We start from the raw sequence: 12,577 nt of genomic DNA, 5'->3' as shown, positions 1-12,577 counted from the left end.
AGCCGGTTGGGGATCGCAGACGTGCCTATGGCACCATTTCCGGGTTGCCCGGGGCCGAAGACGAGGACGCCTGGGTCGCGTGCGGACGTAGCTCAATGGTAGAGCCCCAGTCTTCCAAACTGGCTACGCGGGTTCGATTCCCGTCGTCCGCTCCAAGAGGGGCCTCCCGCGGAGTTTGGGAGGACCCGCTTGGCGGGGCGTAGCGTAGTGGCTAGCGCGCCTGCTTTGGGAGCAGGAGACCGCAGGTTCGAGTCCTGTCGCCCCGACTGAAACCCACGGCCGGTCCTCCGGTCGGCCAAGGCATGACCGCAACACCATCCATGAACAACGACAGGAGAAACCCTGTGAAGAGCGCCGTCGAGACGTTGAGCCCGACCCGGGCCAAGCTGACCGTCGAGGTGCCCTTCGAGGAGCTCAAGCCGAGCCTCGACGCGGCCTACAAGCAGATCGCGAAGCAGATCAACGTCCCCGGCTTCCGCCGCGGCAAGGTCCCGCCGCAGGTCATCGACCGCCAGGTCGGCCGCGGCGCCGTGCTCAACGAGGCGATCCAGCAGGTCCTCCCGCAGAAGTACGCCGAGGCGCTGCAGGAGAACTCCCTCGAGCCGCTGGCGCAGCCCGAGGTCGAGGTCACCAAGATCGACGACGACGAGGGCCTGGAGTTCACCGCCGAGGTCGACGTCAAGCCCGAGATCGAGCTGCCCGACTACGAGGGCCTCGAGGCCCAGGTCGACGACGTCGAGGTGACCGACGCCGACGTCGAGGAGCAGGTCCAGGCGCTCCGCGAGCGGTTCGGCACCCTCAAGGACGTCGAGCGCCCCGCCCAGGACGGCGACTTCGTCGTCATCGACCTCGTCGCCACCAAGGACGGCGAGCCGGTCGAGGGCGCCGAGGTCAGCGGCATGAGCTACCAGGTCGGCAAGGGCGGCATGCTCGAGGGCCTCGACGAGGCGCTCACGGGCCTCTCGGCCGGTGAGGAGAAGACCTTCACCAGCCAGCTCGTCGGCGGCGACCTCGTCGGCCAGGACGTCGACGTGCTCGTCAAGGTCAGCCAGGTCCAGGAGCAGGAGCTGCCGGAGTACGACGACGACTTCGCGCAGCTCGCGAGCGAGTTCGACACCGTGGCCGAGCTCGAGGCCGACGTACGCGAGCGGCTCGGCAACGGCAAGCGGCTCGAGCAGGCTGCGGCGGCGCGCGACGCCGTCCTCGAGGCGCTGCTCGACAAGGTCGAGGTGCCGCTGCCCGAGGGCATCGTGACCGAGGAGCTCAACGCCCGCCGGCAGAACATCGAGCAGCAGCTCGCCTTCGCCGGCATCACGATGGAGAAGTACCTCGAGGACGAGAAGCAGACCATCGAGGAGTTCGAGGCCGACCTCGACCGCCGGGTCCGCGACTCGGTGGCCGCGCAGCTCATCCTGGACACGATCGCCAAGAAGGAGGAGTTCGGCGTCGACCAGCAGGAGCTCTCCTCCCACATGATGCGGCGCGCCCAGCAGTCCGGTCAGGACCCGCAGGAGTTCGTCAACCACATGTTCGAGCACAACCACGTGCCCGAGCTGGTCGCCGAGATCCTCCGCGGCAAGGCGCTCGCGAAGATCGTCGAGTCCGCCACGGTCACCGACAAGTCCGGCAACGCGGTCGAGCTGGAGAACCTCCAGCCCGACGGCACGATCGGCGAGCCCGCCGACGAGTCGGCCGAGGCTGCCGAGGACGTCCCGGTCAACGCCCCCGCCGAGCTGCTCGGTGAGGCCGAGGAGCCGACCGAGGAGTCCACGGAGGAGTCCGCCGAGGAGAAGCCCGAGGCCTGATCAGAGCCTCGCCCGGCCGTCGTACGCCGCCCCGTCCGTGATCGGACGGGGCGGCGTCGCATCTGCGGCCCCGCCTCGTCGTACGCTCACCGCCGTGAGCGCCTCGCCCGACGCCCTGCCGCCGACGGTGCCCGCGGCGGTGCTGCGGGTCCAGGACAGCCCGACCGGCGGGTCACTCCGCCGATCGGAGCGACCGTCGCCGTCGCGACTCGTACGGCTGGCCCGGCGGCTCGCCGCTCCGGTGACCGGACTGGCGCGGCGGCCGCTGGCCGCGCCGCTCGTCCTTGCGGCGCCGCTGGTCCGCGCTGCCACGGTCGGCGGGCCCGCGGTCGGCGGCCCCGACGTCGCGCTCCGGCTCGGCGGTCGGGACGCCTCCGTCGAGGAGGTCGCCGCCGTAGGCGTGGGCGACCTGCTGCTCGTTCTCGTCCCACCGCCCGGCCGCGACGAATGGCTCTGGGACGCCGGGCGGGAGGTCACCGGCGCGACGTACGCCGAGCGGCTCGGCGCGCTGCTCGACTGGGCGCCCGTCCACGTGCGGGCAGGCGACGCGGGTCTGGACGCCGCCCTCACGCTCAGCGCGCTGCTCCAGCGCCTGGTCGAGGCCTGGCCGGTGCCGCCGCGCCGGATCGTGCTGGTGGGGTACGCCGGCGGCGGGCTGCTCGCCCGCACCGCGCTGGCCCTGCGCGTCAACGGTGCGCCGGGCGCCCCGCCGTGGCCCTCCCTGGTGACCGAGCTGGTGGCCCTCGGCACCACGCCGTACGCCGTCACCAAGGCGCCGGTCTCGCGCGGCGTCGGCCGCCGGATCGACGAGCAGCTGGCCGGGATCGCGGTGGTCGACGAGGCGGTGGCGGCCCTGCCGCCGCGGGCCGGCGTCGACCACCTGCTCGTGGCAGACGTCGCGACCGCGCGGCCGAACCGCGTCGGCGCGCTCCTCGGCGACCTGCTCTGGTGGCGTCACCGGGCGCTCGGTCGGCAGCGGAGGGCGCGCGACCTGTTCCCGGACGCGGAGCGGCTCACCCTCAGCACGGCGCAGGCCCCGCTCTCCAACCACCCCGCTGTCCACGACGCGCTGCTGCGCCGGCTGGCCTGACCCGGATCAGTCGGGGCCCGGCCGGCCGGAGTCGAAGTTGTCGGCCCAGCTGCCGGAGGTGTCGATGAGCTTCGCGGCGCAGTTGCGCACGGTGTCGTGGACATGGGCCCGGCACCACGCCAGCGCCGGTGCGGAGGTCCGGCCCGGGCGGGGGATCACGACGGCGTACATCCCGCCCTTCTCGTAGCTGTGCGGCCACCTCCCGGTGTCGAGCAGCAGTGCGCCCGGGTAGGTCGTCTTCAGCCGCTGGTAGTGGGCCAGTGCCTCGGTCCAGCTCCGGTCGCCCCCGGCACCGGGCGTCACCGCGGCCAGCTGCGGCACCCAGCGGCCGACGAGCCGCCTGACCTGCGCGTCGTCGGCCCGCGAGATCTGCTGCAGGCGGTCCTGGGGCTGGACCGGCGGGGAGGTGGCCGACGGCTGACCGCTGGCCTGGTCGCTCGGCTGACCGCTCGCCCCACCGCTCGCCTGGTCGGAGCCGGCCGCCGGCACGTCGGTCCCGCCCGAGCCCGCCGTGTCCTCGCCCCGGTGCCCGAGGGCATAGCCGATCCCGACGCCCGCGAGGATCAGCACGAGCACACCGAGGAGCGCGGCACGGCCACGGCGGCGACGGGGCGCGGGCTCCGGCTCGTACGCCGGCGCCGCGGGCTCGCCCACGGGGGCAGTCACCGGCCGGGTCGGGGGCGTCCCCTCGACCTCGTCGGTGAAGAGCGGCCGGCGTGGCGCGGTGGTGCCGAGCGGGTTGCCGCACTCGGTGCAGAAGGCGTGGTCGGGACTGCGGGGCTTGTGCCCGCACACCGTGCAGAAGACGTCACCGTGGGTCTCTGCCACCGGTCCGGTTCCCATGCGTGACCCCCTCGACGATGCTCCGGTGTGATTTCGCGATGCCGTCCGACGGTACGACGTCCGGGCGGCTCGATCACGCACCGCCGCGTCAGGCATGTCTGCGCGCGCCGCGGTGCCGTAGGGTCGAGCCATGGTGCCGGGCCCCACCGTGGTCGACGCCGCCGCGCTGCTGGCGCAGGTGGCGGACGAGCTCGTGCTCCGCAGCGCGCGGGACACCCACGAGGCGGTGGGAGACCGCGTCCACGGCGCCGTACGCCGCGGGACCCTCGGTCTCTCGGCCGTGCCGGAGGCGGCCCACAAGGGCATCTCGGCGGCGGTGTACGCCGGCCTCGGGCTTGCCCTGCGCGGCGCCTCCGAGGGGCTCGGCCGCGCGGCCGAGCAGGGCTGGGGCGCGCCGCTCGAGGCCACGGCCGGCGGAAGGCTGCTGCTCGGCGCGGTCAACGGGCTCATCGGCGACCGGCTCGCCGAGGAGCGGCCGCGGCTGGCGGTCGAGCTGGCCGTACGCCGCGACGGCCGGGACGTCCGGCTCGATGAGGACGCCATCGCCGAGGCGTTCCCGGAGGCCACCGGCCGCGTCGTGGTCCTCCTCCACGGGCTCTGTGAGAGCGACGAGTCGTGGAGCCGCGAGGGCGACCGGCGGACGACCTACGCGGACGCGCTCGCCGCCCGGGGCTGGACCCCGGTGCTGCTGCGGGCCAACACCGGGCTGTCCGTCCGCGAGAACGGCGCCGCGCTCGCCTCGCTGCTTGAGCGCCTGGTCGCGCTCTGGCCGACCGAGGTCACCCGGATCGCGCTCGTGGGGCACTCCCAGGGCGGCCTGGTGATGCGCGCGGCGGCCGCCGTGGTCGGTCCCTCCGCCGCCTGGAGCCCGCTCGTCACCGACGTCGTCACCCTCGGCACGCCACACCTCGGCGCCCCGCTCGCGGCCGCCGCGGGCTGGGGGAGCCGGACCCTCGCGCGGGTGCCCGAGTCGGCGGCGTTCGGGCGGATCCTCGACCACCGCTCCGCGGGCATCCACGACCTCGTCGCGGGGCTCGGCGAGGAGGTGCCGCCCCTTCCGCACGCGCGCTACCGGCTGGTGGCGGCGGCCCTGGGCGCCGACCGCAGAGATCCACTGAGCAGGCTGCTCGGCGACCTGCTCGTCCGGCCGGAGTCGGCCTACGGCCGCGACCGGCTGGGCCGGTCACTCTTCCCGCAGGCGGAGGTGCTCCACATCGACGGCGCCGACCACTTCGATCTGCTCAACCACCCCGAGGTCCACGAGGCGCTCGAGCGCTGGCTCGGCTGAGCCGGGGCCGGACCCTCACTTCTCGACGAGGGTGACCTCGAAGGAGTACCTCTCCGGCCGGTAGCAGTGGTCGCCGTACTCGACGGCGCGGGCCGAGTCGGCGTACGCCGTCCGCTGCATGCTCAGCACCGCCGCCCCGGCCTCGATCCCGAGCAGACCGGCCTCGGTCCCGGTGGCGCCGCGCGCGCCGATCCGCTGGCGGGCGATCCGCAGGTGCGTGCCCTGCTCGCGGAGCAGCTCGTAGAGACCGCGCTCCTCGAGCTCGGTCGTCAGCTCCGGGTCGGTCGAGAGCAGGTCGGCAGGCAGCCAGTTGCGCAGCACCGCGAGTGGCTCGTCGTCGGCGAGGCGCACCCGCTCGAGCCGGCGTACGGCGGCACCGGGCTCGAGCCCGAGCTCGTCGGCCACCTCGTCGGGCGCCTCGACCACCTCGTTGAGCAGCACCTTGGTGCGCGGGTGCTGCCCGGTGGCGAGGAGGTCGTCGTACAGGCTGGTGAGCTCGAGCTCGCGGCGGACCCGGCCGTGGACGACCTGGGTGCCGACGCCGCGGCGCCGGACCAGCAGGCCCTTGTCGACCAGCTCCTGGATCGCGCGCCGCATCGTGGGGCGGGAGAGACCGAGCCGGTCGGCCAGCGCGATCTCGTTGTCGAGCTTCGCGCCCGCCGGGAGCGCGCCGCTGCTGATCGCGTCCTCCATCTGCGCCGCGACCTGGTGGTAGAGCGGCACGGGGCTGCGCCGATCGACCCGCAGCCGCAGATCCCTCATGGCCGCAGCCTAGGGCCTATGTCAAATTGTCAAAATGTCTTGACAATTCCTTGACTCGACCCGTGCGACGGCAAAGACTGTGTCCTGCGTCACACGACGTGCACAAGGGCTCAGCCTGCAACGAGAGGGCATCGATGCGGATCGGTTTCCTGGGTGTCGGCCGGATCGGCTCGTCGCACGCCGCCGTCGTGGCCCGCCATCCCGACGTGGGCTCGGTCGTCTTCGGCGACCTCGACCCGGCCCGGGCGCGCGCTGCGGCGACGAGGTTCGCGGCCGAGGGCGTCGCCGTCACCGCCGTCGAGGCGGTCGACGACGTCATCGCCGCCGGGGTCGACGCGCTCGTGATCGCCACCGCCACCGACAGCCACGCCGAGCTGATCATCGCCGGCATCGAGGCGGGTCTCCCGGTCTTCTGCGAGAAGCCGGTCGCCCCCGACGTGGCCGGCACCCTCGCCGTACGCGACGCGATCAGCTCGTCCGACGGGGCCCCTGTCCAGATCGGCTTCCAGCGCCGGTTCGACGCCGGCTACGCGGCCGCACGGGCAGCGCTGCAGGCCGGCGAGCTCGGCGAGCTCCGCCGCGTCCACGCCGTCACGGCCGACGCGGCCCCACCGCCGGCGGCGTACATCCGGACCAGCGGCGGGATCTACCGCGACTGCCTGATCCACGACTTCGACATCGTGCGCTGGGTGACCGCGCACGAGATCGTCGATGTGACCGCACAGGGCGCGAACCGCGGGGCGGCGTTCTTCGGGGAGGCCGGCGACGTCGACGAGACGGTCGTGCTGCTCACCCTCGACGACGGCACGCTCGGGACGGTGCACGGGTCGCGCTACAACGGCGGCGGCTACGACGTACGCCTCGAGGTCGCGGGCACCGGCGGCACCCTCGCCGTCGGCCTCGACGACCACGCGGCGCTCTGCTCTGCGGAGCCCGGCGTCGGCTTCCCCCACGGCACGCCGCACGCCACCTTCTGGGAGCGCTTCGCGCCGGCGTACGCCGCGGAGATCGGGGCCTTCGTCGAGCTCGTCAGCGACGGCGGGCCGAGTCCCTGCAGCGTCGACGACGCGCTCGAGGCGCTCTATGTCGCCGAGGCGGCCACCCTGTCCCGGCTCGAGGGGCGCCGCGTGGAGATCGCGGAGGTGCGCAAGTGAGCGGCCTGGCCGGGCGGATCGCCGCCGCCCCGATCTCCTGGGGCGTGTGCGAGGTGCCGGACTGGGGCTTCCAGCTCGGCCCGGACCGCGTGCTGACAGAGATGGCCGGACTCGGACTGGTCGCGACCGAGCTCGGCCCGGAGGGCTTCCTGCCCGCCGATCCCCGCGAGGCGGCGGACCTGCTCGCCGCCCACGGCATGAGGGCCGTCGGCGGCTTCGTTCCCGTCGTGCTCTTCGACAACGCCCACGACCCGCTTCCCGACGTCGAGCGGGCGCTGCGCCACTTCATCGCGGCCGGGGCGACCAGCCTGGTGCTGGCGGCCGCCACCGGTCGCGAGGGGTACGACGACCGCCCCGTCCTCGACGAGACCGAGTGGAAGACCCTGCTGACCAACCTCGACCGGCTCCGCGACGCCGCCGCGGAGCGCGGCATCGAGGCGACGCTGCACCCGCACGTCGGCACCACCGTCGAGCGGCCGGAGGAGGTCGACCGGGTGCTCGACGGCAGCAGCATCGGGCTCACCCTCGACACCGGCCACCTGCTCGTCGGCGGCGCCGACCCGGTCCGGCTCGTGCACTCGGCGACCGAGCGCATCCGGCACGTCCACCTGAAGGACGTCGACGCGGCGATCGCGGCGCGGGTCCGGGACGGCGGGCTGACCTACCACGAGGGCGTACGACAGGGGCTCTACCGGCCCCTGGGCGCCGGCGACGTCGACGTCGCCGCCATCGTGACGACCCTCGAGCAGGCGGGCTACGACGGCTGGTACGTCATGGAGCAGGACACCGTGCTCGACGCGGCGCCGGTGGGTGAGGGCCCGCTCGCCGACGTACGCGCCGGCCTCGACTTCCTCCGCTCGCTCGAGACGGCCGGTGGAGGCGGGGGATGAGCCTCGAGGTCCTCACGATGGGGCGGGTCAGCGCCGACATCTACCCGCAGCAGGTCGGCGTGCCCCTCGACGAGGTGACCACGTTCGGCCGCTACCTCGGGGGCAGCCCCACCAACGTCGCCGTCGCGGCGGCCCGTCATGGGCGCCGGAGCGCGGTGATCACGAAGACCGGCGCCGATCCGTTCGGGCGGTTCGTCCACACCGCGCTGAGGGGCTACGGCGTCGACGACCGCTACGTCTCCACCGACCCGGTCTGGCCGACGCCCGTGACCTTCTGCGAGATCTTCCCGCCCGACGACTTCCCGCTGTACTTCTACCGGACCCCCACCGCGCCCGACCTGCAGCTCATCGAGGACGACCTGGACCTCGACGCGATCGCCGCGGCCGACGTCTTCTGGGTCACCGTGACCGGGCTGTGCCAGGAGCCGAGCCGCTCGACGACCCTCGCCGCCCTGGCCCACCGGGCGCGGCACCTGGCCCGTCGCGGGAGCGAGGACGGCGCCCCGGGCGGGGGTCGGCAAGGCGTCGAGCACCGTGGCGCGAGGGGGGCCACGGTGCTCGATCTCGACTACCGCCCGATGTTCTGGGACTCGCAGGACGAGGCGGTCCGGCAGATCGCGCGGGCGCTCCCGTTCGTGACGGTCGCCGTCGGCAACCGCGAGGAGTGCGCGGTGGCGCTCGGCTCGACGGAGCCGCTCCCGCCGCTGCGGACCGCGGAGGCGCTCCGGGCCCGCGGTGTCGACCTCGCGATCGTCAAGCAGGGTCCCGACGGCGTGCTGGCGTACGACGGCCGGGAGACCGTCGAGGTGCCGCCCGTCCCCGTGGACGTGGTCAACGGGCTCGGCGCCGGCGACGCCTTCGGCGGAGCGCTCTGCCACGGGCTGCTCGCCGGGTGGCCGACCGAGCGGACCCTGCGGTTCGCCAACGCGGCCGGGGCGTACGTCGCCGGCCAGCTCGCCTGCTCCGACGCCATGCCGACCACGGCCGAGGTCGAGCAGCTCTTGGGGGTGAAGGCACATGGTTGAGACCAGTCCCGGCGGGCTCACCGGACCCGACCTGGTCCGCGCGCTCACGGCGATCCGCTCCGCAGACCCCGGCGCGATCGCCGCCGCGGCCACGGCCCGCCGACGGCGTACGACACTGGTGGGGGAGAGCGGCCGGCTGATGCTGCTGGCCGCCGACCATCCGGCGCGCGGCGCGCTGCGGATCGGGGACGACCCGCTGGCGATGGCCGACCGCGCCGACCTGCTCCGCCGGATCGCGGTCGCCCTCGCCCGGCCGGGCGTCGACGGCTTCCTCGGGACGCCGGACGTGGTCGAGGATCTCCTGCTCATGGGCGCGCTCGACGACAAGGTCGTGATCGGCTCGATGAACCGCGGCGGCCTCGCCGGCACCGCGTTCGAGATCGACGATCGGATGACGGCGTACGACGCGGACACCATCGCCGCGATGGGATACGACGGCGGCAAGATGCTCGTCCGGATAGACCCGGAGGACCCGGCGACCGTGACCACCCTCGAGTCGTGCGCGGGCGCGGTCACGGCGCTGGCCGGCCGGGGCCTGATGGCCATGCTCGAGCCCTTCATCTCCCACCGGGACCCGACCGGGGGGCGGCTCCGCAACGAGCTGACCGCCGACGCGGTCATCCGCGCGGCGAGCGTGGCGGCGGGGCTCGGCGCCACCTCGGCGTACACCTGGCTCAAGCTGCCCGTCGTCGACGACCCCCGTGGGATGGAGCGGGTCGCCGATGCGACCACGCTCCCGGTGCTCCTGCTCGGCGGCGAGACGAGTCTCGACCAGCCGGGCGTGTTCGACCGCTGGCAGCAGGCCCTCAAGCTGCCCACCGTCGTCGGCATGGTCGTCGGCCGGGCGCTGCTCTACCCGCCCGACGGCGACGTCGCGGCGGCGGTCGACAGGACGGTGGGCCTGCTATGAGCCGACCCACCCCCGCCGCCCGCCACCTCCGCCGGCCGTCCGTCGTCACGCCGGCCGACGCCGGCTGGACCTACGCCGGCCTGGAGCTGCTCGACCTGGAGCCGGGCGCGTCCCTGGTGCTGACGACGGGACAGGCCGAGTGCCTCGTCCTCCCGCTCTCGGGGTCGTGCACGGTGGACGTCGCCGCACAGTCCGGCAGCGACGTGTTCGAGCTCGACGGGCGGGGGTCGGTCTTCGGCAGGGTCAGCGACTTCGCCTACGTCCCGCGGGACGCGGAGGCCGTGGTGACCTCGGCGGGTGGCGGGCGGTTCGCGGTCCCCTCGGCGCGGTGCCAGCGAGGGCTGCCCGCACGCTACGGGAAGGCGGAGGACGTGCCTGTCGAGCTCCGCGGCGCCGGCTCGGCGAGCCGCCAGGTCAACAACGTGGCCGCCGCGCACACCTTCGAGTGCGACCGGCTGATCGTCGTCGAGGTGCTCACCCCCGACGGCAACTGGTCCTCCTTCCCGCCCCACAAGCACGACGAGGAGCGCCCGGGCGAGGAGTCCGAGCTCGAGGAGATCTACTACTTCGAGGTCGGCGACGGCCCGGCCGCCACGGGGCCGGGCATCGGCTACCAGCGCGTGTACGGCACCGACGACCGCCCCGAGGACCTGCTGGCGGAGGTGCGCAGCGGCGACGTCGTCACCATCCCGCACGGCTGGCACGGCCCGTCGATGGCCGCTCCGGGCTACGACCTCTACTACCTCAACGTCATGGCCGGTCCGGGCGAGCGGGTCTGGCACATCTGCGACGACCCCGCCCACGCCTGGGTGCGCGACACCTGGGCCAGCCAGGAGGTCGACCCGCGGCTGCCGCTGACGTCCACGATCGAGAGGAGGCGGTGATGGAGACCGTCAGGCTGACGACCGCCCAGGCCGTCGTACGCTTCCTCGGTCGGCAGTGGTCCGAGCGCGACGGCGTCGAGCACCGCCTGGTGGAGCGCTGCCTCGGGATCTTCGGCCACGGCAACCTCGCCGGCCTCGGCGAGGCGCTGCTCGAGGAGGAGCTGCGCGACCCGGGCTCGATGACCTTCACCACCGCCCGCAACGAGCAGGGCATGGTCCACACCGCGGTCGGGTTCGCCCGGATGCGCAACCGGCTCTCGACGCTCGCGTGCACGTCCTCCATCGGTCCGGGCGCGACCAACATGGTCACCGGCGCCGCGCTCGCCACGATCAACCGGCTGCCGGTGCTGCTGCTCCCCGGCGACGTCTTCGCGACCCGCGCGAGCGGGCCGGTCCTGCAGGAGCTGGAGTCGCCGGCGACGTACGACGTCAGCGTCAACGACGTCTTCCGGCCGGTGTCGCGGTTCTTCGACCGCATCTGGCGGCCGGAGCAGCTGCCATCGGCGCTCCTCGGCGCGATGCGTGTGCTGACGGACCCGGTCGAGACCGGCGCCGTGACGCTCGCCCTCCCGCAGGACGTCCAGGCCGAGGCGTACGACTGGCCGGCGGAGCTCTTCGAGAAGCGGGTCTGGCACGTGCCGCGGCCCGTGCCCGAGAAGGCGCTCGTCGACCGCGCCGCCGCGCTGGTCCGGTCCGCACAGCGGCCGCTCCTGGTGGCGGGTGGAGGCGTGATCTACAGCGAGGCGACCGAGGCCATACGGGCCTTCGCCGAGGCCACCGGCATCCCGGTCGCGGAGACCCAGGCCGGCAAGGGCTCGCTGCCGTACGACCATCCGCTCGCCCTCGGCGCGATCGGCGCGACCGGCACGCGCGCGGCGAACGCGCTCGCACGCGACGCCGACCTCGTGATCGGCGTCGGCACCCGCTGGAGCGACTTCACCACCGCCTCCCGCACGGTCTTCGCCGACCCGGACGTGCGGTTCGTCAACCTCAACGTCGCCGGTCCCGATGCCCACAAGGAGGCGGGCCTGCCGCTCGTCGCCGATGCCCGCGAGGGCCTGACCGCGCTCACCGCCGCGCTCGAGGGGTACGACGCCGGAGCGGCCTACCGCGAGCGGGCCGCCACCCTGGCGGCCGAGTGGGACCGGGTCGTCGAGGACGCCTACACGCTCGGTCACACGCCGCTCCCCGCGCAGAGCGAGGTCATCGGGGTGGTCAACGAGGTCTCCGGCCCGCGCGACGTCGTGGTCTGCGCTGCCGGCTCGATGCCCGGCGACCTCCACAAGCTGTGGCGCACGCGTGACCCGAAGGGCTACCACGTCGAGTACGGCTACTCGTGCATGGGCTACGAGATCGCCGGCGGCCTCGGGGTCAAGCTCGCCGACCCGGAGCGCGAGGTGTACGTGCTCGTCGGCGACGGGTCCTACCTGATGATGGCGACAGAGCTCGTGACCGCCGTGCAGGAGGGCGTGCGGCTCGTCGTCGTCCTCGTGCAGAACCAGGGGTTCGCGTCGATCGGGGCGCTCTCGGAGTCGCTCGGCTCGCAGCGGTTCGGCACCTGCTACCGCTATCGCGACCCGGCCTCCGGGCGGCTCGACGGCGGCGTGCTGCCCGTGGACCTCGCCGCCAACGCCGAGAGCCTGGGCGCGCAGGTCGTGCGCGTGCACGGGGTCGGCGAGCTCCGCAAGGCCCTGGAGGCGGCCCGCGGAGTGGAGGGCGGGCCGGTCGTCGTCCACGTCGAGACGGACCCGCTCGTGCCGGCACCGGACAGCGAGGCGTGGTGGGACGTCCCCGTCGCCGAGGTCGCCGAGGTGGAGAGCACCCGTGCCGCCCGGGCGACGTACGAGCGCGAGAAGCACGCCCAGAGGCACTACCTGGCCCAACCCCCGACTGCGCCGTAGTCGGGCCGAGAGAAAGAGCACAACT

General features: G+C 74.0%; 11 protein-coding genes and 2 tRNA genes. 11 read left to right on the top strand and 2 right to left on the bottom strand.

Going from position 1 to position 12,577, the window contains the following annotated elements; translation table 11 throughout:
* Positions 1-81: 81 nt before the first annotated feature.
* The 4 genes from ABLE53_RS03470 to ABLE53_RS03455 all read left to right on the top strand — a co-directional run bounded on the left by ABLE53_RS03470 (position 82) and on the right by ABLE53_RS03455 (position 2,895).
* Positions 82-155, top strand: a tRNA-Gly gene (locus ABLE53_RS03470).
* Between the two features lie 38 nt (positions 156-193).
* Positions 194-266: transfer RNA gene (locus ABLE53_RS03465), tRNA-Pro, on the top strand.
* 78 nt (positions 267-344) lie between these two features.
* A complete protein-coding gene (tig, locus tag ABLE53_RS03460; protein ID WP_348857233.1) occupies positions 345-1,805 on the top strand; it encodes a trigger factor in 1,461 nt (486 codons plus the stop codon).
* A gap of 94 nt (positions 1,806-1,899) precedes the next feature.
* Positions 1,900-2,895, top strand: coding sequence for a hypothetical protein (locus tag ABLE53_RS03455; protein ID WP_348857231.1), 996 nt, complete (start codon positions 1,900-1,902; stop codon positions 2,893-2,895).
* 6 nt (positions 2,896-2,901) lie between these two features.
* Here the strand turns inward: ABLE53_RS03455 and ABLE53_RS03450 are convergent, their stop codons facing one another.
* Positions 2,902-3,738 carry a hypothetical protein gene (locus ABLE53_RS03450; RefSeq protein WP_348857229.1) on the bottom strand — a complete coding sequence of 279 codons (837 nt, stop codon included), beginning with the start codon at positions 3,736-3,738 and terminating at the stop codon, positions 2,902-2,904.
* Between the two features lie 130 nt (positions 3,739-3,868).
* Between ABLE53_RS03450 and ABLE53_RS03445 the strand changes: the two genes are divergently transcribed.
* Positions 3,869-5,026, top strand: coding sequence for a lipase family alpha/beta hydrolase (locus ABLE53_RS03445; RefSeq protein WP_348857228.1), 1,158 nt, complete (start codon positions 3,869-3,871; stop codon positions 5,024-5,026).
* 15 nt (positions 5,027-5,041) lie between these two features.
* On the opposite strand, the gene ABLE53_RS03440 is transcribed toward ABLE53_RS03445, so the two are convergent.
* Complete coding sequence (locus tag ABLE53_RS03440) at positions 5,042-5,788, bottom strand: GntR family transcriptional regulator (protein ID WP_348857227.1); 747 nt, start codon at positions 5,786-5,788, stop codon at positions 5,042-5,044.
* Positions 5,789-5,922: 134 nt separating this feature from the next.
* On the opposite strand from ABLE53_RS03440, the gene ABLE53_RS03435 reads away from it, so the two are divergent.
* The 6 genes from ABLE53_RS03435 to iolD are packed head-to-tail and all read left to right on the top strand — an operon-like array spanning position 5,923 to position 12,552.
* A complete protein-coding gene (locus ABLE53_RS03435; protein WP_348857226.1) occupies positions 5,923-6,942 on the top strand; it encodes a Gfo/Idh/MocA family protein in 1,020 nt (339 codons plus the stop codon).
* The gene (locus ABLE53_RS03430; protein WP_348857224.1) at positions 6,939-7,832 is read left to right on the top strand and encodes a TIM barrel protein; all 894 of its coding nucleotides are present in this window, start codon (positions 6,939-6,941) and stop codon (positions 7,830-7,832) included. Before ABLE53_RS03435 ends, ABLE53_RS03430 begins: the two co-directional genes overlap by 4 nt.
* The gene (locus ABLE53_RS03425) at positions 7,829-8,857 is read left to right on the top strand and encodes a 5-dehydro-2-deoxygluconokinase (RefSeq protein ID WP_348857223.1); all 1,029 of its coding nucleotides are present in this window, start codon (positions 7,829-7,831) and stop codon (positions 8,855-8,857) included. Before ABLE53_RS03430 ends, ABLE53_RS03425 begins: the two co-directional genes overlap by 4 nt.
* Positions 8,850-9,767 (top strand): Cgl0159 family (beta/alpha)8-fold protein, encoded by a 918-nt coding sequence (locus ABLE53_RS03420; RefSeq protein WP_348857222.1) that lies wholly within the window; start codon positions 8,850-8,852, stop codon positions 9,765-9,767. Before ABLE53_RS03425 ends, ABLE53_RS03420 begins: the two co-directional genes overlap by 8 nt.
* Complete coding sequence (gene iolB, locus ABLE53_RS03415) at positions 9,764-10,651, top strand: 5-deoxy-glucuronate isomerase (protein WP_348857221.1); 888 nt, start codon at positions 9,764-9,766, stop codon at positions 10,649-10,651. Before ABLE53_RS03420 ends, iolB begins: the two co-directional genes overlap by 4 nt.
* Positions 10,651-12,552 (top strand): 3D-(3,5/4)-trihydroxycyclohexane-1,2-dione acylhydrolase (decyclizing), encoded by a 1,902-nt coding sequence (gene iolD, locus ABLE53_RS03410; RefSeq protein ID WP_348857220.1) that lies wholly within the window; start codon positions 10,651-10,653, stop codon positions 12,550-12,552. The genes iolB and iolD overlap by 1 nt, the downstream gene beginning before the upstream one ends.
* Positions 12,553-12,577 lie beyond the last annotated feature (25 nt).

Origin of the sequence: Nocardioides asiaticus (assembly GCF_040049175.1) — a bacterium.
In the GTDB taxonomy this organism is placed as follows: domain Bacteria; phylum Actinomycetota; class Actinomycetes; order Propionibacteriales; family Nocardioidaceae; genus Nocardioides; species Nocardioides cheoyonin.
Note: the sequence above shows the minus strand (reverse complement) of the source record. Positions and strands in the feature narration are given on the sequence as shown.

What these genes read in the sequence shown, in the direction of transcription:
- iolD (WP_348857220.1), top strand. Translation starts at nt 10,651, where the DNA reads ATGGAGACCGTCAGGCTGACGACCGCCCAGGCCGTCGTACGCTTCCTC.
- ABLE53_RS03445 (WP_348857228.1), top strand. Translation starts at nt 3,869, where the DNA reads ATGGTGCCGGGCCCCACCGTGGTCGACGCCGCCGCGCTGCTGGCGCAG.
- iolB (WP_348857221.1), top strand. Translation starts at nt 9,764, where the DNA reads ATGAGCCGACCCACCCCCGCCGCCCGCCACCTCCGCCGGCCGTCCGTC.
- ABLE53_RS03450 (WP_348857229.1), bottom strand. Translation starts at nt 3,738, where the DNA reads ATGGGAACCGGACCGGTGGCAGAGACCCACGGTGACGTCTTCTGCACG.
- ABLE53_RS03425 (WP_348857223.1), top strand. Translation starts at nt 7,829, where the DNA reads ATGAGCCTCGAGGTCCTCACGATGGGGCGGGTCAGCGCCGACATCTAC.
- ABLE53_RS03420 (WP_348857222.1), top strand. Translation starts at nt 8,850, where the DNA reads ATGGTTGAGACCAGTCCCGGCGGGCTCACCGGACCCGACCTGGTCCGC.
- ABLE53_RS03440 (WP_348857227.1), bottom strand. Translation starts at nt 5,788, where the DNA reads ATGAGGGATCTGCGGCTGCGGGTCGATCGGCGCAGCCCCGTGCCGCTC.
- ABLE53_RS03435 (WP_348857226.1), top strand. Translation starts at nt 5,923, where the DNA reads ATGCGGATCGGTTTCCTGGGTGTCGGCCGGATCGGCTCGTCGCACGCC.